The sequence below is a fragment of the Paraburkholderia sp. SECH4 genome, from assembly GCF_030511745.1.
Classification (GTDB): Bacteria; Pseudomonadota; Gammaproteobacteria; order Burkholderiales; family Burkholderiaceae; genus Paraburkholderia; species Paraburkholderia madseniana.
In genome coordinates this window covers 153265-171718 of sequence record NZ_JALOCP010000017.1, presented here as the reverse complement: position 1 = coordinate 171718, position 18454 = coordinate 153265, and the positions used below count along the sequence as shown (strand labels likewise).

General features: G+C 62.8%; 17 protein-coding genes. 8 read left to right on the top strand and 9 right to left on the bottom strand.

The genetic code is table 11. The features are described from left to right. The 5 genes from M0D67_RS22865 to M0D67_RS22845 form a co-directional block, all read left to right on the top strand. A partial coding sequence (locus M0D67_RS22865) for a hypothetical protein (protein WP_266239745.1) occupies window positions 1-185 on the top strand: 185 nt, incomplete at its 5' end. A gap of 87 nt (window positions 186-272) precedes the next feature. Then, window positions 273-869 carry a hypothetical protein gene (locus tag M0D67_RS22860; RefSeq protein ID WP_200574250.1) on the top strand — a complete coding sequence of 199 codons (597 nt, stop codon included), beginning with the start codon at window positions 273-275 and terminating at the stop codon, window positions 867-869. A gap of 106 nt (window positions 870-975) precedes the next feature. Next, window positions 976-1569: a sigma-70 family RNA polymerase sigma factor gene (locus tag M0D67_RS22855; RefSeq protein WP_266239744.1), complete on the top strand. Its 594-nt coding sequence runs from the start codon at window positions 976-978 to the stop codon at window positions 1567-1569. Beyond that, window positions 1566-2237, top strand: coding sequence for a zf-HC2 domain-containing protein (locus M0D67_RS22850; protein WP_200565755.1), 672 nt, complete (start codon window positions 1566-1568; stop codon window positions 2235-2237). Before M0D67_RS22855 ends, M0D67_RS22850 begins: the two co-directional genes overlap by 4 nt. A gap of 568 nt (window positions 2238-2805) precedes the next feature. Beyond that, the gene (locus M0D67_RS22845) at window positions 2806-3912 is read left to right on the top strand and encodes a hypothetical protein (RefSeq protein ID WP_266239743.1); all 1107 of its coding nucleotides are present in this window, start codon (window positions 2806-2808) and stop codon (window positions 3910-3912) included. 56 nt (window positions 3913-3968) lie between these two features. On the opposite strand, the gene M0D67_RS22840 is transcribed toward M0D67_RS22845, so the two are convergent. Together M0D67_RS22840 and M0D67_RS22835 are read right to left on the bottom strand one after the other, a co-directional pair. Beyond that, the gene (locus tag M0D67_RS22840) at window positions 3969-5327 is read right to left on the bottom strand and encodes an RNA polymerase sigma factor (RefSeq protein WP_200574244.1); all 1359 of its coding nucleotides are present in this window, start codon (window positions 5325-5327) and stop codon (window positions 3969-3971) included. Between the two features lie 178 nt (window positions 5328-5505). Then, window positions 5506-5790 carry a hypothetical protein gene (locus tag M0D67_RS22835; RefSeq protein WP_200574242.1) on the bottom strand — a complete coding sequence of 95 codons (285 nt, stop codon included), beginning with the start codon at window positions 5788-5790 and terminating at the stop codon, window positions 5506-5508. A gap of 275 nt (window positions 5791-6065) precedes the next feature. On the opposite strand from M0D67_RS22835, the gene M0D67_RS22830 reads away from it, so the two are divergent. The 3 genes from M0D67_RS22830 to M0D67_RS22820 all read left to right on the top strand — a co-directional run bounded on the left by M0D67_RS22830 (window position 6066) and on the right by M0D67_RS22820 (window position 10629). Then, on the top strand, window positions 6066-8021 hold the full coding sequence (locus tag M0D67_RS22830) for a type III effector protein (RefSeq protein ID WP_266239742.1): 1956 nt from the start codon (window positions 6066-6068) through the stop codon (window positions 8019-8021). A 484-nt stretch (window positions 8022-8505) separates the two neighbouring features. Continuing rightward, the gene (locus tag M0D67_RS22825; protein ID WP_266239741.1) at window positions 8506-9324 is read left to right on the top strand and encodes a response regulator transcription factor; all 819 of its coding nucleotides are present in this window, start codon (window positions 8506-8508) and stop codon (window positions 9322-9324) included. 585 nt (window positions 9325-9909) lie between these two features. Continuing rightward, window positions 9910-10629 carry an IS6 family transposase gene (locus M0D67_RS22820; RefSeq protein ID WP_266239753.1) on the top strand — a complete coding sequence of 240 codons (720 nt, stop codon included), beginning with the start codon at window positions 9910-9912 and terminating at the stop codon, window positions 10627-10629. A 107-nt stretch (window positions 10630-10736) separates the two neighbouring features. Here the strand turns inward: M0D67_RS22820 and M0D67_RS22815 are convergent, their stop codons facing one another. From M0D67_RS22815 to hyfB, 7 genes are all read right to left on the bottom strand, one after another. Further along, window positions 10737-11174, bottom strand: coding sequence for a hypothetical protein (locus M0D67_RS22815; protein WP_266239740.1), 438 nt, complete (start codon window positions 11172-11174; stop codon window positions 10737-10739). A gap of 114 nt (window positions 11175-11288) precedes the next feature. Continuing rightward, window positions 11289-11816, bottom strand: a complete 528-nt coding sequence (locus M0D67_RS22810) for an NADH-quinone oxidoreductase subunit B family protein (RefSeq protein ID WP_266239739.1) — start codon at window positions 11814-11816, stop codon at window positions 11289-11291. Beyond that, window positions 11816-13378, bottom strand: a complete 1563-nt coding sequence (locus tag M0D67_RS22805; RefSeq protein ID WP_266239738.1) for an NADH-quinone oxidoreductase subunit C — start codon at window positions 13376-13378, stop codon at window positions 11816-11818. The genes M0D67_RS22810 and M0D67_RS22805 overlap by 1 nt, the downstream gene beginning before the upstream one ends. Window positions 13379-13381: 3 nt before the next feature. After that, window positions 13382-14842, bottom strand: a complete 1461-nt coding sequence (locus tag M0D67_RS22800) for a hydrogenase 4 subunit F (RefSeq protein ID WP_266239737.1) — start codon at window positions 14840-14842, stop codon at window positions 13382-13384. After that, window positions 14835-15494: a formate hydrogenlyase gene (locus M0D67_RS22795; RefSeq protein ID WP_266239736.1), complete on the bottom strand. Its 660-nt coding sequence runs from the start codon at window positions 15492-15494 to the stop codon at window positions 14835-14837. Before M0D67_RS22795 ends, M0D67_RS22800 begins: the two co-directional genes overlap by 8 nt. Then, window positions 15494-16444: a respiratory chain complex I subunit 1 family protein gene (locus M0D67_RS22790; protein WP_266239735.1), complete on the bottom strand. Its 951-nt coding sequence runs from the start codon at window positions 16442-16444 to the stop codon at window positions 15494-15496. Before M0D67_RS22790 ends, M0D67_RS22795 begins: the two co-directional genes overlap by 1 nt. Further along, window positions 16441-18450 (bottom strand): hydrogenase 4 subunit B, encoded by a 2010-nt coding sequence (hyfB, locus tag M0D67_RS22785; protein WP_266239734.1) that lies wholly within the window; start codon window positions 18448-18450, stop codon window positions 16441-16443. The genes M0D67_RS22790 and hyfB overlap by 4 nt, the downstream gene beginning before the upstream one ends. Between the last annotated feature and the right edge of the window lie 4 nt (window positions 18451-18454).

The following is an 18454-nucleotide window of genomic DNA, read 5'->3' as shown; positions in this document are numbered from 1 at the left end:
CCCGCCGCTTCATCTGCAAACCGAACGGGCAGTACATTAATCAGCGTTTCCCTAGAGCGATGTTCGATGTGCGGCATGCCGTAGTGTCGTTGGCTGCCATCGGGGCTTCGCACTGTATCGCAGTTCCGCGGACCTCGCCGCGCGAAAAGATGGCAATCGGCGGATCGACGCCGACACTTCGGTAACGGAGAAAGAACTTCGCTGTCCCACACCGGGCGGCTCGCGTTTTTGCGTAGGGTATGCGCCACCCGATCGGAACTGAAGAAGTCACCATGTCCAAAGTATCGGCGGAAAGCAGCGTTCAGGCGCTTGCTGAGCTCGCATTGTCAACAATCGGCGATGCAGACGTCGCACGAATGCCCGCGCATTCCAAGGCGAGGCTGGCTCCCGGCTTCGCAGCATTGAAGTCGACGGCCGCGCACTGCAGGCAACGCCCGATGGACCGCCCCAAGCTGATGCGTACGCCGCAAACGCGCGAGCGGCTGCATCGCCTGCGTCACGAACTGGGCAGGATCAGCCCGCCGCCGTCGACTATTGAAGAGGCGCGCGCCGAAATCATCCAGGCCATGGCACGCGCGGATCTTGGCGCTTGGCGCGTGCCGGAGCTCACCGGCGACTCGGCGCTTCACCATGCGGACGGCTCGGTGCAAATCGTTCTCATTGCGCATGTGATCGTTTTCAACAGCACAGGCGCCTTTCAGATTGTCGACACCCACCCGCCCGGTGCGCCGTATTTCGAAATGCGCGGACGCGATGGCGCGGCTTTCGTGCCGCCTTGCGATATGCATGCGGAAGCTGACCGTAATGTAGGCCCACCACAAGACGAAACCAGCGGGCGTGCGGACCCGGCGCATCTGCGGCGCGCCTGACGGCTGGTGGGGCCCGAACAATTATTTTTGCGTCGCTCGCAACTTTTCGCGGCGGCGGCGACACTCACGGTCATCCACACAATCTGGCGGATGCGAGCACAGCGACATGTCACCGGAACCGATCGTTACAAGCAACGTCTGTCTTGCCGCGCGTAGCGTCGACGCGGAGGATGTCGCGCTGCTGCAGCGCATCTCGGCGGCGGACAGGTCCGCGCTGGCCACGCTCTACCGCGAATATCACCGGCGGCTGGTCCGCTTTCTCGGCCGCTTCACGCGGCGCGACGACGTGATCGAGGAAGTCATCAACGACACCTTTATGATCGTCTGGCAGAAGGCTGGCGAATTTCGCGGCCAATCACGCGTGTCGACGTGGCTCATGGGCATTGCGTACCGCGTTACGTTGAAGGCACTGCGCCAGGGTGGCTTGCCGGCGGAACAGCAGCACGACTATGAGGGGCCGTGCGTCGAGCCGTTCGCCGAACACGAAACGACCGACTGGGTGACCAAGGGGCTGACCAAGCTCGCCCCGGAGCAGCGCATCGTGATGGAGCTGGCCTACGTAATGGGCCATTCGCTCGAAGAGATTGCGGAGATAACCGAAAGCCCTGTCAGTACCGTGAAGGCCAGAATGTTTCATGCGCGGGTCAAGCTGCGCAATCTGCTGCCGGCCCTCGCCGGCATTGATGGGAGCGCTCGATGAGCAATCCAGCCGAGAGCGAACTCGCTCATCTGCATGTATGGGAACTGTTGCCGTGGATCGTCAACGGCCGGGCGTCCGACGCCGAACGCAAGCTGGTCGACGCGCACGTGCGCGATTGCGAACGATGCCAGGCTGAGCTCGCATCGCAACGCACGCTGTGCGCGGCGATGGCGTCGCGCGAGGACGCCGGCCCCGACATCGAACGCGGTCTCGATCATCTGTGGGAGCGTTTTGACGAAGCGGCGCAGCCGGCCGTTCGCACCGGCACGTTGTCGTCGGCACCCTGGCGCGGCCGCATGACGGCGATCGCGTGCGGTCTCGCGGCCGTCGTGCTGCTGGAGACGGGCGCACTGGCGACGCTCGGTTTCAGCCGCGGCGCCGATAGCGTGCCGGCGAACTATCACACACTGTCCGAGGTCAATGCGGGCGCTGCGCGTGCGACGATCCGCCTTGTCGCCGATCCCGCGATGCCGGTTGGCCGGCTGCAGGCGCTGCTCGTGCCGCTGCATCTGCAGATTGTCGGCGGCCCGAGCGAAAACGGCGTCTATTCGCTCGGGCCGCTCGTGCCGGTTGCTCCGGGCGACGTCGCAAGGCAGCTCGGCGTGTTGCGCGCCGCACCCGGCGTGCGCTTCGCGGAGCCGGTCGGGGAGGGCGCCAGCGGTCCCTGACAACTCCTTGTCAGTTTTTTACTGTTCGGGTTCATCGGTTAAGATCGGCAAGCCTGGTGCGTTCCCGCGCGCCCTGGGCTTGCCGGATGGCTTGTGTAACGCCATTGCTTTGACCGTCGTTGGGCCTTGCGCGGAGCTGGTATCCTGGCAACGGCTTCTTTGCGGGCGCGTCGGCGGCCTCCATCAGATGGGGCGACCCGATGACCACGGGCGCGAGGTTCGTCGTCAACGCGGGCTATGGCTGGCGCCTTTCCGGCGACTGGACCGCGCAGGCCATGCTCTCGCACTACCCGTTCACCCGGGCGCCGTCCGCGTCGCGTTTCAATTACAACGAACTTGCGTTGACCGCAGGCTGGCGCGACTCGGTGTTCGCGTCGCTCGCTACGCCACTTTTCGGTGGTGGACGAACCGGTTCGCCCGCCGGCCACGTTGGGCGTTATCCAGGGCGCATGCTCTTATCAGGCAATTTCACTAGTCAAGTGAGCGGCCTTCCGTCCGATGTCCGGTTCGACGCAGCGACAGGTGATAGCTCTTCCTTGCCCGTCGAATTTTCCAGTGGAGCCACGTCATGCGTACACAGCGCACAGCCAGCACCCTTGCAACCGATCTCGCCGATTCTCACGCGCCCCGGCGTGCCGGTGGCGATGCGAGCCGGTCACGGTCGAAGTCGCGCTTCTCCGGTTCGGCGAGCGCAATCCTGTCGCAGCTGAGGTCGATTGGCGGCGGCTCGCGTCCCGCGACGCGCTCGCCCGGGGCTGCGTCGGCGACTGTCACGGCGAAGGAAGATCCTGTCGGGAACGCCGTTCAGTGGATCAATCAGCAGCGTCGGCGAGTCGATACGCCGCGCGCCAGTGCGAATGGTGGCGTGATGAAACTGACTCGCGAGCAGGCCGTGGTGATGAACAAGGTCGTGCCGAAGCGGGCCGCGCCCAAGCCGCCGACCGGCGCGAGCGGCGCAACCGCCAAAGCGCAGCCGAGCACGACAGAGTCTTCTCATACCAACCCGGATATCGAGTCCGACGACGAGCTGTTCGAACTGCCTCTGCCGGCCACAGAGCGCGCGCCGCAGAAGACGCTACTTCAGTTGTTCAATGAAGAGCACGCCTTTCAGCACGCCCCGTCGTCACCCGCTCAGACGCAGACTCAAAACACGGCAGCGGCTCCCGAGTATGACGACGATCTGATCGAAGTGGATCTGCACAGCGGTCGCGTCAATGCCGGCGCGAAGGCATCGGAGCCAGCGGAGCCATTGGCCCCAGCCGGGCCGAAGAGCGCATTGCGCAAACCGGGCGCTGCCCGCCGCGAGGCCGGGCCGCGCGTGAGTTGGCATCCGGATGTCCGGGACACGAAGTTGGCGTCCGCGGAAGAAAAGAGCGGCTCACCACAACGCGAAGCTGCGGCGAACACCGGAGAAATCGCGGTGCTTCAGGACTCCAGCAAACTTCATATCGACGAGGCAAGCGATCAAGGCAAGGAAAGCCATGCAGGTGTGACTGACGAGCCGACGCTCGCGCGGTCGCCGTCACGCCGTGAGCAATCGGGCGCGAGGGCATCGTCCGCGGCTTCAGTCGCGACGCCCGCGACACCAACTGGGCCCACGGGTCGCGCGCGTCGCAGTGGTATCACGGGCATGCTCGGCCGTATGGTCCAACTGCCGCGAAAACTGTGGCGCTGAGTGACGAGGTCACCCAGCAACATTGCGGGGGCAGGGGCGTACTTTGAAGCGCGCTCTCAAACGCACTTGACCTTCCCCAACATATCCATCGTCTCTCGCAGCTTGCAGCGCGCCCGATGCATGCGTGCCTTGACCGTCGTCACTGGGCAGCCGGTGATCTCCGCGATCTCTCCGACCGAATGTCCGAGCACATAGGCGAGCGCCATCACGAGCCGCTGCTCGACGGGTAGCAGATCGAGCGCCTTCGATAGCAGGTCCGACAATTCATGGTCGTGCCAGTACTGAGCCATTGTATCGGCGTGGTCGATGTCCAGCGGTTCGAATTCCGAACGGCGCTGGTCGCGCAACGCGCGCAGCGCCGAGCGATATGCGATGCCGATGATCCACGTCGAGACGCGGGCCTCGCCCCGGAAGTCGCAGGCCCGCTTCCAGACGACCATGAAGGTGTCGTTGATGATTTCGTCGATCACCTCGCTCTTCCACGTGAGCCGGGTCAGGAAGCGCGCAAGCCGCCGATGGTAGAGCCGGTACAGGCGGGCGAGCGCCGAGGCGTCGCCCGCCGCCACGCGCTCGAGCAAGGGCCGGTCGTGATCGACGGCAGCGAAGCCCTCACGCGCGACGGGATTCCCGGACACGTGGTTGGTGACTTCGTCGATCTCCTGGCGCGCGGTTTCGTGTCCGCGCAGATCGCCGATGTCGTGCATCGCGCCGACAATGCCGGTGATGCGTCCGTCCTCGTCATAGACGACGCCCTTGTAAAAGCGAACCATGCGCACGATGCCCGCCCCGTTGCGCACACCGGCCGCATACGTCTGCACGCCGCCGTCGGCTGCGAGATCGAGGTCGGCCTTGTGATAGGTCAGCGCGAGGTCCGAGGGCGCCACGTCATAGACGGTCTTGCCGAGAATGCCGCCGCGGTCGATACCGAGAAAGCGTTCGAAGACCGGGTTGCAGCCGGAGTACAGGCCATTCGCGTCCTTGAAGAACACCGGCGACACCATGCCGTCCGTGTGATTTTGCAGCGTGGAAAAGTCGGTGACGCCGTCGCGCGCATACGCAAGCAGCCTCGTCTGGGCGCGTGCGCGTTCGATGATGGCGTCCGGGTTCAACAGGTCTTCGTCGTTCACCGCGTCGTGGGCGCCGCGCGCGATGAGCGAGACGACTTGCCCGGCAGAAAGCTCGCGTAGCACCGGGATCAGATAGTGTTCATCGCCGTTCTCGATCCGCAGCTTTTCTATTTCAACGCTCGCGTCGGTATCCGCGCAGTCGATAAACACGACCGCCGGCGATGGGTCTTCGATCAGATGCGCGAGCCTTAGCGCCTGTGCGCCATGGCGTCTGATTGCCGCGGGCGTTGGACGATCCGATGAACTCGACCAGAAAATGCGCGTTTCGTCGACAAGATGTGCCACCATTCGCTTTCCTCACTTCTTTCTCATTGATTTGTGCACCGAACGAAAGAACGGCGGCAAGTCAAGTCATGCGGGCAAGAGAGGCACGGATCGGATAAGCCATGGGGCTGACGAAAGTTGCATGGCCCGCGCCTCAAACCGTTTGCCCAGCTATGAGCATACCTGCCCGACAGCGCGGAAATTATTGAATCGCGCGGCAGTTGGGAGCGGCGGCCGCGTCTTGTCCCATGTATCGGGAACTATGTGACTCGGCGATGAATGATTCGCTTAATTCGCGTCCGGATCGCGGGTAACCTGCGCTTCGTCGCGCAACGCGAACTATTCTTTTCGCAATTATTTTTTGCGATGCGGTGACTTGCTGGTAGGCGGCGTCATCGAAGCAATCGGCGCGAGCGGATGGCGTGATGAGCGCGATGGCCATGCCGAGGGTGATGGCGAGCGGCGAACGATGAGTGGCGTGCTGCATGACGAACTCCTTCGAATCCTGCCGGACGGCGCGATTATGGTCGTCGCGTCAATGAACGCAGGTGTGACGGTCTGAAAAAATGAAGGCGTGAACGAAGCCTGTCGCGCGGCGGCACACGGCGTTGTGCATGGTTCGCGCATGGACCCGACTTTTCGCTGGGCTTCAGCGGGCGTGCTCAAGAGCAAGCGTTCAATACGTGCTCAAGCGATGCGGGGCGCATCGTGCCGCGAGCGCGCGGCCGTTCGCTTAGCCGCCTGCCGCGCAGAGGAGGCGCCATGAAAACCCGTTCCGCGATCGACGCACGCTCGATGTCCGATCTGGGCTCGACGCCCGAGACCTCGACGCGCCGCAACGACACAGGCCGTCGTGCGCGCGCTCGTTCAACCGACTCCGCGTTGCTCACGCTCGGCGCGCGTTCGCCATCGCGGTCGCATTCACCGGCCGCGGTCGGCGACGGACGTGCGTCGCGCGCACCGGTTGAGCAATTACAACGCTGGGGCACGAGCGGAGAAATCCGGGAAGTGGCGCCGGGCGAGACGCTTGGCGAACTGATGCACCGCGAACGCCCCACGCCGGAGACGACCGCACACATGGCGCGCCTGCAACAGCACAACGCGACGCACGAACGTTCGGTGGGCGACAGCGGCAGCATGGTCGGCATGCGCTCGCCATCGCGTGGATCGCCGTCGACGCGATCGCAAGGTGGCGTCGATCCACAGATGTCCTTGCAACCGAAAACACGGGCGAAAACATCGACGAGCACGGCAGCTCCCGGCGCGACCGCAAAAGTCGCGCAGGCGCCGCGATCCGCGGGAGCACCACCTGCTTCCGAGGCGCGCACAGCAAAGCCGAACTCCATTCGCGCGTTGCCCTCAGGACCGAAGATCAACGGCATGGACAACGTGCTGATGTCCGCCTACAACCTCGACGACGAGCAGCTCTCGTTGATCACCGGAGCACTCGGGCTTGGGCCCGCGCATGCCGACGAATACGTACGCAACATGCAGACGGCCACACTTGGGCGCATACTGCGCGGCGCGGTCTATCAGGGGCCGCCCATACCTGACGCGGCTTCGATCGCGCAGTTGAAATTCGGCCGCGGTTTGCCGCCCGAACGCCTGCAGCATCTCGTCGCGGTAGCCGGCAGAGCCGGCTGCTTCATGACCGAGCGACAGCAGCGAGGCAAGAATGGCGAGACGCAGCATCTGTTGCAGCTGCATTTCACCGGCGACGATGGCGCCGAGTCCCTCGCATCGCAGCCGGATTCCGTCAACTACAAGGCCGTGAAGGCGCTGGCCGAACTGATGGCCGAGCTCACAGCGCCCGGGTATCGCGAGGACGCACAGCGCTTTTCGATCGACTCGGTCGCCGCGGGGATGAGGCCGGGCGACAGTTCGGGGGTATTCGTCGAGCACTTCGCAAAGCACACGCAGGCGAGTCCGCCGCGTATCCAACTGGTCTCTGAACACTTGAACGAGGCCAACATCCGCAACGCCTGGCTGTTCACGGCGCTCACTCCTGAACAGAAGGAGAAGCTCGTGCATGCTTCGAACGTCTCGCATCTTCAGTTCGAGGAGCGGCGATCCACGGCGGCAGACGGCACGCGCTGCGTGAAGCTGCGCGTCTTCTTCGGCGGAACGGAGAACTGGCGCGATGTGCGGCAGGCGCTCGTCAGCGGGACGGGCGGCGTCGGCACGGTGTTTGGCGCGGTACGCGACGCGGCGGAAATCATTGCGCAAAAGATCGAGCACGCGCAGCGCGAAGGTTATCGCGTCGAATTCGACCACATCGCGGGGGCGTCTATGGGCGGGGCCAGCGCGCAACTCTTCACGGCGGCGCTGCAAAGCCGCGTCAGGTTGCAGAAGCAGCCGCCGCTCGTACTGCTCGATCCACAATTGCCCAACACCGCGCAGTTGCGGCATGCGGTAAAGGGGGGCACGCTCGAATACGACTATGCGAAGCCGCGGGGCGTCGCGGTCACGCTCGACTATCCTGCGAACCCCCGAAAGGGGCTGATGGGCCGCATGAAGGGCCTCGGCTTCAAGTCACCGGGCCTTGTGCGGCTCAAGCTCGCGTTGAGCGACTACGATGCCACGAGGCTCACGCCCGAGGGCGACACCGAGAGGTTGCCTCCGCAGACGAGCGGCCCTCCGGGCATGGGCTATCACGCCGACCCCGAACTGTATCTCGCGGCGATAAACCGCTTCACCCGTCGCGTCGAACTGAGTTGATACGCGAGCATTACGCGTTGTGCGTGAGCTCGCGCGCCCGCATCCGTAAGCTGACAGTTGGAAGCACTACACGAATCTTTCACATGCGCTCGCAGCGCGACCTATCATGCGCACGACCCCGCATCGCGCCGTTTAAGGAATTTTTTGCTGGCAATGACGAGCAATAGATAAAAATTGAAAGAAGATGCGCTACCTTGTGAGGCCATGTTTTACGCGCCGCACAACAAAATAAATGCGCGATGTGCATCCGTTGCGTCCTGCCGATGCACTAACGGACAGAGAGATCTCACTCGATACCGTCAACGACGTTTCGCGCAACGAAACGGGCCTTTTGGCGCTCCGTTCCCGCGCTCCGCGGCATACGACGAACAACATATCGCGAGTGAGAGGACAACAAGCTGTCTCGGGGATGGCGGTCGGCATCGCAGGAGGGGTGCCGGCCAGTAATCGGAAAGGTTGTCACTTATTTGGATGCGAACCGCCCGTGAATAATGACCTGCTCTTTGCAATCGCGACTGACGATCGGATGCTTCGACGCAATCTTGAAGAATCACTCGCCGGAGATGGCATCGTTGTCGAGTCGTTCTCGTGTGAGCTCGACCTGTTGCGCGCGATGCGTGCGCACCGCTACGACCTGGTGCTGATCGACTCGAAGACCGAGCCGACAGCGACGAGCGCCATACTGTCATGGCGCAGCTGCAATGCCGACATCTGCACGCCGCTGATCGTGCTGACGAACCAGTCGAGCTGGGCGAGCCTGTTGCGCTGGATCGACACGGGCGCGACCGACGTCGTCAATCGGTACGACATGGAGCAGGTCCGTTTTCGCGCGCACCTTGCATTGCAACGGAGCGATTCCAACAGCACAACGCACGAGATCCAGATCGGCCGCTATCTGCTGCAAAAGAACCCCGGCCGCGCGTCCATCGACGGCGTCGAAATTCCGCTGACGGCGCGTGAATTCGCGATTGCGTGGCTGTTCTTCTCGAACCCCGGCAAATTCTTCAGCCGCGCGCAGATTGCAGCGAGCATCTGGGGCGCCACCGAGCAGATTGCTGCGCGTACGCTCGAGCAGCACATCTACAAGCTGCGCAAGAAGCTGGACCTGTCGCGCACTTCGGAGCTGAGCCTGAGGACAGTGTATGCGCTCGGCTACAAGCTCGACGTCGCTCAGGCGGCGCAAGCGGAACTCGAGGAACTCGATGCGAGCGTCGAGCCAGGCTTCGCCGCGCTGCAAGGTGCGCGCGAAGCCGACCATCTGCGTGGCGCCGAGCGGATGATGCTCGCCGCTGCACTGTCGTAAGGCTCTGGTGGAACGCCTGTCCGGGTCATCGGGCCGTCGTGCCCGGCGGGCCACACGTGTCGCCGACCTATCCGACGCATGCGGCCCGGGGAGGGTTTCCGTGCCGCTCACGCGGAGTCCGGATCTTCCTCCTGTTCTTCCGCGCGGCGTTCCTGCTGGCCCTGGAAGATCTGCGGTCCATCACTTCATTTTAGTTGAAGTGATGTGTGTGAATCACACAGTTTATGCACATCTCATAACTAGTCGAATAGATTATCTGGAAGACCCAAAAGGCACGGGAATGGATGCCGCCCGACAATTCGGTTTAGCCCGCATGCTCGGGAGCATTGCCCAGTTATCGCAGGCGCAAATCTGGCGGGTTCACCATACACGTTGATTTACATAAAAAGTCGATGTCGTTCGCGCGACGTCTGGGCTAGGTTCAAATGTCCGGTGCCAGCCACGATAACATCGGTTATCGCGCCAAACGTCGGCGAGGCGTTGTGGAGCAGGGCGCTCTAAGCGGTATTGGCGCGATTTTGGGCTCTGGTGCAAATCGGAGGAGCCGGTAGGTTACGCTCGGGTTTTGACGATCGCGAGCACGCAATGAGTAAGCAGATAGACATTGACCGGCTGTTCGACGGCCGTCACTTTGACCGCGAAGTCATCGTCCTGTGTGTGCGTTGGTACCTGCGTTACAAGCTCAGCCTTCGAGACCTTGTCGAAATGATGGCCGAGCGCGGCCTGTCGATTGCGCACACGACGATCATGCGCTGGGTCAAGCGGTTCACGCCGGAGTTCGTCAAGCGCTGGGATCGCTTTGCTACGGCAGCCGGTCGGTCGTGGAGAGTCGATGAGACGTATGTGAAGGTCCGTGGCAAATGGGTCTATCTCTACCGTGCAGTTGACCGGGCAGGAAAGACTGTCGATTTCAGGCTTAGCGCCAAGCGCGATGTCGCCGCGGCCAAGGCCTTCTTCGCGAAGGCGATCAGGAGTCAAGGGCGCGCTCCGAAGACCATCACGCTGGACGGCTACGCGGCGTCTCACCGCGCGGTGCGAGAAATGAAGACTGACGGGTTGCTGCCCGAGGACACGACGTTGCGATCGTCGAAGTACTTGAACAACTTGATCGAGCAGGATCATCGCAATATCAAGTCCAGGGTCAACGCGATGCTCGGCTTCAAACGCTTCAGGAATGCAGCCATTACGATCGCCGGCATCGAATTGATGCATCGCATTCGCAAAGGTCAGTTAAACCTCACAAAGTTGCCTCTCAAAGATACCGCTGCGCCTGCTGTTTGGAAGGCGGTCCTCTCAGCACGATGAAGTAACGGTGAATACGCCGCGTTTCGCTCGCGCCCGTAATTTGCACCAGAGCCGTTTTTTGCACGTGTGCGGAAAACGTCGACTGACGCGCTGGGCGAGTTCGGTATTCAGTCGGCACGTCCGCTGCCCAGAACCCACACCGCGACAATCACCAGAAAGATCGAGCAGGAGCTCCACTGGGTCAGGACGCTTGACCATGCCAACGCTGGATCTGAAATTGCCTCTGTATGGCCGGCCATATGCAGGAGCACACCGGGCGCGAGCCTGAGCTGCCGTTCCACGGCCCACCACTTAAGCGTCAGAGCGATAGACGCAAGTCCACTGCCGATCACGATGACGCCGAGGAACGGGTCACCACCCGTGTGGGACCGCCGGGACGCGAAGTGCCGCGTGAGGTATGTCAGGGCGGTGCCGTTGACGATGGCCGAGAGCATCACGAACCATAGTGGAAAGCGCAGGCTGATTGCCACCATGAAAACGATTATCGTCAGCACCTGTGGCCATGCTCCGCCGATTGCTTTCAGCCGGCTCAATTGCTCACTCATCGCGCGTCGTCCGTAAAAATATCAGCGTGGCACACTGGGGCGGTCATCACACGTGGGCTCCGTGCGGAACCCCTACCCATGAACGCCGTGATTGGCGAGTGTCCCGGACAGTGATCATGGCGGGGAGGTTGCGTGTTTCGTACGAAGCGCTGCAAGAATGCCCCTCAGGATATCGATGGGAGGCGGCGGACAACCTTGTATCGTGACGTCGACAGGCAAGAAGTTCGACAGTGGCCCACACACGGCGTAGCTTTCCCTGAACATGCCGCCTGTGCAGGCGCACTCGCCGACCGCGACGACGAGCTTTGGGTGGGGCGTCGCTTCATATGCCCGGCGTACCGCTTCTTTCATGTTCAGTGTGAGAGGGCCGGTGACGAGCAGCATGTCGGCATGGCGGGGACTCGCGACGATGCGGATACCCAGACCCTCGATGTTGTAGTACGGATTGTTGAGTGCATGGATTTCCAGTTCGCAGCCGTTGCAGGATCCCGCATCGACCTCGCGAATGCACAGCGCCCGGCCGAGCACATCGAGTATTTCCTGCTGGATACGGTGGCCTTCGGCCCGCCATGCGTCATCGCCCTCGGGCACGCGCAGAGTCGGCGTGCCAGTTGTCGCGATCTGTTTGAGAAGTTGCCACATTACAGGTCGTGTCCCGCGTAGTTCAGATTGAACGACTTGTTGATCAGTGGAAAATCGGGAACGATATTGCCGATGATCGCGTGTTCCAGGGCCGGCCAGTTGTGCCACGACGGGTCATGGCAGTGGCAGCGCGAAATGGCGCCGTCGGCTCCGGTCTCGAGTGCGATGAGCACATCGCCGCGCCAACCTTCGATCCAGCCGACCCCGCAGGATGGCGAACCGCCGTGTTCAATCGGGGTGACGATGTTGCCGTCTGGCAGGTCGGCGAGGAGAGTCCGGATCAACCGGACCGATTCGTAGATCTCGTTGAACCGGACCGCGGCCCGTGCTGCCACATCGCCCCGGTCATCGCTGACCATCTGGGGCTGAACCTCGTGGTATGGCGCGTAAGGGTGATCAATACGCACATCGATTTTTCGGCCGCTTGCCCGTCCGACCAGCCCGCACACTCCGAAGTGCTCCGCCACACTTGCGGAGAGGGTGCCCGCACCAGCAAAACGATCCTGCAGTCCCGATTGATCCTCGTAGATGCGCTGCATCACACGAACCTGCGCATCAATCTGGTCGCACTGTGTCAGTATCGCGGCGACGAAGCGCGCATCGATGTCCGATGCCATGCCCCCGGGAACGATCCGATCCATCAGATAGCGATGTCCGAAGACCCGGTCGTTCAGGCGCAGCCAGTCTTCCTTCAGACGGGAAAACTGTGCGAGGCCATACGCGAACCCCGCGTCGTTGCCGAGCGCTCCAAGATCACCCAGATGGTTGGCAATGCGCTCGCGCTCGAGCAACAGCGCGCGCAGCCACTGCGCGCGTGGTGGAATCCGCCCATTCAACGCGCGCTCGACCGCCATGCAATAGGCCCAGGTAAAGGCGACCGTTGTGTCTCCGGCGATGCGTCCTGCGAGACGGTGCCCGTCGAGCGCGGGCACGCGCTCGAACAGCCGCTCGATTCCCCGGTGCGCATAGCCCAGCCGCTCCTCGAGACGCAACACCTTTTCGCCGACGACCGAGAAGCGGAAGTGCCCGGGCTCGATCACGCCTGCGTGGATCGGACCAACGGCAATCTCGTGGACACCGTCACCATCGACGCGGACGAACGGATAGTCCGCTTCCTGGGATTGAAACCGCTCGGTCCCGGAGGACAATTTCTGCAACGGAAAGTAATCGGCAGGCCAGTTGCCATGATTCAGCCACGGCCGTGTATCTTCGGCGCCGATCGCACGCAGCCCGACCAGATCGTAGACGGCCCGTTGCATGCGTGTCGCGCACGGAAAGACCGCCGATATATCCGGGTATCCGTCGCCGTCTCCATGCCCGTCGCCTACCGGCAACTGAAGCCACAGGATGCCGTCTTCCAGCGCATACGCGGCGGAGATCACGAAGGCGCCTGCCGTCTCTTCGGCACCCCACAGGGAGATCAGACGGCCACCCGCCTCGCGCACCGTGCCGGCGGTGTGGGTCCACGTGTCCTGATCGACCCGTGCGAGAAAAGCCGACGATCTGCCCGCGAACACGGACAGGCGAACCAGGTTGGGAAACCCGAATGCCTCGATACGCATGTGTCACCCCGCGATCATGGCCGCCGCCTGCCGATACCACGTTGCAAGATAGGGCGGAATGTAGAGTCCCAGCATCAGACCGATGCCGAGATGGACAAACACCGGCAGCAACGCTGGCGGGTGTTCGAGAACTTTGGCTGTCGTGTCGCCGAATACCATGCCCTGCACGCGCACGAAGATGGCCGCGAACGCCACAGCAAGCGCGAGCAGCAGGAAGGGCGTGGCCCACGGGAATTTGCTCATCGCCGTGGTCAGGATCAGGAACTCGCTTGCGAACACGCCGAATGGCGGCATGCCCAGAATCGCGAGCGCGCCGAGCATCATGCCCCACCCAACGGTTGGGCTCACGCGTAACAGGCCGCGGATGTCGTCGATCGTCTGGGTGCCAGCCTTTTGGGCCGCGTGCCCGACGGTAAAGAAGATCGCCGACTTCACCAGCGAATGCACCGTCATGTGCAGCAGGCCTGCGAAGGTGGCGATGGGGCCGCCAAGCCCGAAGGCGAATGTCATCAGGCCCATGTGTTCGATCGACGAATACGAAAAGAGCCGCTTGACGTCTTTCTGCCGGAACAGCGAAAAAGCGGCGATCAGTACCGAGACCAGCCCGAAGCCGACCAGCAGGTGTCCCGGCAGGCCGTTCTGGAGTGCACCATCGGCCAGCACCTTGCAGCGCAGCACCGCATAGAGCGCGACATTGAGCAGCAGGCCGGATAGCACGGCCGAAATCGGCGTAGGGCCTTCAGCGTGCGCATCGGGCAGCCAGTTGTGCATCGGCACCAGGCCGACCTTGGTGCCATAGCCGATCAGCAGGAACACGAACGCGAGCGAAATGATGGTCGGGTCGAGACTGCCCTTGACCGCGTTCAGACTGGTCCAGAGCAGCGCATCGCCGCCGCCGAGCTGCCGGCTTGCGGCGAGATAGAGCAGGATCGTGCCGAACAGCGCCTGCGCGATGCCGACGCCGCACAGGATGAAGTACTTCCACGCGGCTTCGAGGCTGGCTGCGGTGCGATAGACGCTGACGAGCAGGACCGTCGCGAGCGTGGCGGCTTCCATGGCAACCCAGAGGATGCCCATGTTGTTGGTCAGCAGCGCGAGCAGCATCGCAAAGATGAACAGCTGGTACATGCTGTGGTAAAGGCGCATGCGAGGGCCGGTCATCTTGCCGCGGTCACGCTCGATGCGCATGTACGGCCTCGAAAAGATCGACGTGGTCCAGCCGACGAAGGCCGTGAGCGCGACGAGGAACACATTGAGCGGATCGACGAAGAAGAGTTTGCCAAGCGCGAACGCAGGCCCGTGCGCCACAGTTTGCACGGCGAGCAGCGTGGCGGCGACAAATGTCAGGAAACTGAACCCGACGTTGAGTTCCGCCGCGACATGGTGTTGTCCCACGAGCGCCAGACTTGCGCCTGCAAAGAGCGGGATCGCAAAAACCAGCAGCAGTACCCAGGCTTCAGTCATCTTTTAGCTGTTCAAGGTGATGAATGTCCAGACTGTCGAACTGCTCGCGGATCTGGAACATGAACACGCCGAGGATCAGGATGCCCACCAGCACGTCGAGTCCGATACCGAGTTCGACGATCATCGGCATGCCGTTCGTGGCCGCCGCCGCGGCAAAAAACAGACCGTTTTCCATCGACAGGAAGCCGATCACCTGAGGGATCGCCTTCGCGCGCGTAATCATCATCATGAACGACAGCAGCACGCAGGCGAGTGCGATACCGAGCGTGCCACGCGCGACCGATGTGGCGAGCTGGCTGATCGGCGACGCGACGTTGAACGCGACGATCACGAGCACGATGCCTATCAGCAGCGTGGCGGGAATGTTGAGCAGAGGTTCGACGTCCGTTTTCACGTTGAGCCGCTGGACCAGCCTGTAAAGAATCCACGGAATCAGGCCGACCTTGAGCACCAGCGTGAGTGCGGCGGAGATATAGAGGTGCACATCGGCGGTGACGTATCCGAGGATCACATTGGCTGACACGAGTGTCAGGCCCTGCAGCGTGTAGAGGTGAATCAGCGACAGGATCCGGCGCTGGCTGAGCATCGCGAACGACAGCAGCAACAGGATCGCGGCCAGGAAGTTGATGATCTGCGTGGCGAATCCGTGCATCACGCCCCCAGCAGGAAGTGAACCAGCATGCCGATGACGGCCAGCAGAAACGCTGTCGCGAGGAACTCCGGCACGCGGAAAATGCGCATCTTCGCGTTGGTCGTCTCGACGATCGCAAGCGCCGCGCCACCTATCAGTAACTTGACGAACAGCGCGGGTATCGCGAGTAGCAGCGCTGTCGGATTGCCGGCCTCGGCGATGCCCCACGGAATGAACAATGCGAGGCCAATGCAGGAGTACGCGAATAGTTTGAGGCTCGCGGCCCATTCCATCAGTGCGAGATGTCGGCCGGAATATTCGAGGATCAGCGCCTCGTGAATCATCGTCAGTTCGAGGTGCGTCGTCGGGTTGTCGACCGGCAGGCGGGCGTTTTCAGCGAGCGACACCATCGTGAATGCGATGCCCGCGAACGCGAGGCTCGGGTAGATCGCCAGTTCGCGATGACTGAGCGTGGCGACGATGGTAGTCAGCAAGGTCGACTTCGTGATCAGCGACGCCGAAAAAAGGACCATCAGCAGGGCAGGTTCCGCGAGGAAGCCCACCAGCATCTCGCGGCGCGCGCCGAGGGTGCCGAACGCGGTGCCGACGTCCATTGCGGCCAGCGAGATGGTCACGCGAGCCAGCGCGAAAAGACCCACCAGGGCGATCGCGTCCGCGGCTGGCGAGAGCGGTAGATCGGTGGAAAGCGTGGGCACGATCGCGCAAGCGAGCGTCATGCAGGCCCAGACGACATACGGCGCGCCGCGAAATATGGGGCTGGCGTGGTCGGCGACGACCGACTCCTTGTTGAACAGCTTGTGAAGCATCCGGTAAGGCTGCCAGATGCTTGGCGCCCGGCGGTTCTGCAACCGTGCGCGGCACATGTTGACCCACCCCGTCAGCAGCGGGGCCGCCGCCAGAGCAAGCAGGATCTCCAGCCCCTGGGAGAGCAATCCGGAGAGCGTGATCATCGTCTCACCAGCATCAACAGCACGATCAGCACGAGAAAGCTGTGCATCAGATAGACCGCGATGCGGCCTGTCTGGAGCAAGCCGGCCAGTGCCGCGGTGCGCTTGACCAGCCGCACGATCGGATCATAAATCAGGGTCCACGCGCGATCCGTCACGGTGACGCTGTACGCGGGGTGTTCGTCGAACGGAGAGGGCAGCCGCCGTTCGATCCTGAACAGAGGCGCGAAGATTTCGCGGATCGGCTGCCCGAACCCTTCTGCCGTGTCCTGCATGCGCGCGTTAACGAACGGAAAGCCGCAGGCCCAGGGGGCCGCCCGCCGCAGGCGCCCATGATAAAGGCGGCGTACCAGTAGCCACGCGAGCCCACAACAGGCAAAGAAGAACAGCAGGAAAACCGCCGGCATGTAGCTGGCCCGGTCTACGCTCGTGGGGGCGAGCAGCAGCCAGCCATTTCTCGCGACGGCCTGGCCGATGCCGGCGCCAACCAGCAATTGCGTGACGCGATCCAGAACGATCACGAACTGCACCGGCAACAGCCCGAGCAGCACGCATAGCGCCGCCAGCCACGCGAAGCCAACCCGCTCCCACCGGCTCGCATCGCGTGCCTCGCGCAGCTTCGCCTCGCGGGGCTGGCCGAGAAAGATGATGCCGAAGAACTTGACCATCGTGTAGCCCGCGAGCGCAGCCACGAGGGCGATCAGCGCGGCGACGAGCGGCACCACCATGTTCAGGAACGGATCAGGCAAGCCCGGCGTGAACAGAAAGCTTTGCAGTAACAGCCATTCAGAGACGAAGCCGCTCAATGGCGGCAGGCCGGCGCTGGCGAATGCGCCCACTAGGGCCGCCCACGCCGTCCACGGCATGAAACGGATCAGGCCGCCCAGACGCCCGAGATTGCGTTCGCCGGTGGCGTGGAGTACGGAACCCGTCCCGAGAAACAGCAGGCTCTTGAAGGTAGCGTGGCTGGCGATCTGGTAGAGCAGGGCCGTCAGCGACAAGGCGGCCAGCGCGTTCATCCCGTAGGCGCGAAACAGGACCCCCAGCCCCATGCTCACGAACATCAGGCCGATGTTGTCGATCGACGAGTACGCAAGCAGCCGCTTCATGTCCGTCTGGATGGCGCTGAACACGACCCCGAACAGGGCGGTGAAGAGCCCGAGCATCAGCATGAGCACACCCCACCATGCGATTTGCACGTGCAGGAGGTCGAACACCGTGCGCAGCACGCCGTACAGGCCCGCTTTCAGGACGAAGCCACTCATGAGGGCTGATACCGGCGACGGCGCTGCCGGATGGGCCTCGGGAAGCCAGACATGCAGCGGGAAAATGCCTGCCTTCGTGCCGAAGCCGAACAGCGCCAGCAGAAAGGCGAAGGACGCCCAGAAAACGTCCAGATGCTGCTGACGCATGTTGGCGAACGTATAGTCGCCGGTATTGGCCTGCAGCAGGCCGAAGCACAGCAGGAGCGCCAGCGCGCCGACATGGGAGATCAGGAAGTAGAGCCACGCGGCCCGTCGAATCTCTGCAATGCGGTGATTGGTCATCACCAGGAAGGTGGCCGACAGCGTCATCGTCTCCCATGCCACCATGAAGCAATACGCATCGTCTGCCAGCAACAGGACGGCCATGCTCGCCAGACACACGTGATACTCGAAGCACAGCAATCCGGGTGGCGTGCCCTCACCCTTGCGGAAATAGCCGGCGGAGAACGCGCTCACGCCCGCGCTCACAGCGCCGAGTATGCAGAGGAAATAGGCCGACAGGCCGTCGAGCCGCAGATGGAATGGCAGGTCCGGCAACCCGAGTGGCAGGATGACTTGCTGGGGACCTGCGAAAACGCCAGTCAGGCCCAGTCCGCACAGAAACAGGCCGAACACCGCGCCGACCGGAAACAGGCCATGCGCCACCACCCGTGTGCGGCGCAGGTTGGCGAGTCCCAGGACTCCAACGACCAGCCAGCCCGCAATCACAAGCAGCACATAATGGATGACCAGAAGGTGTTCCATCGGC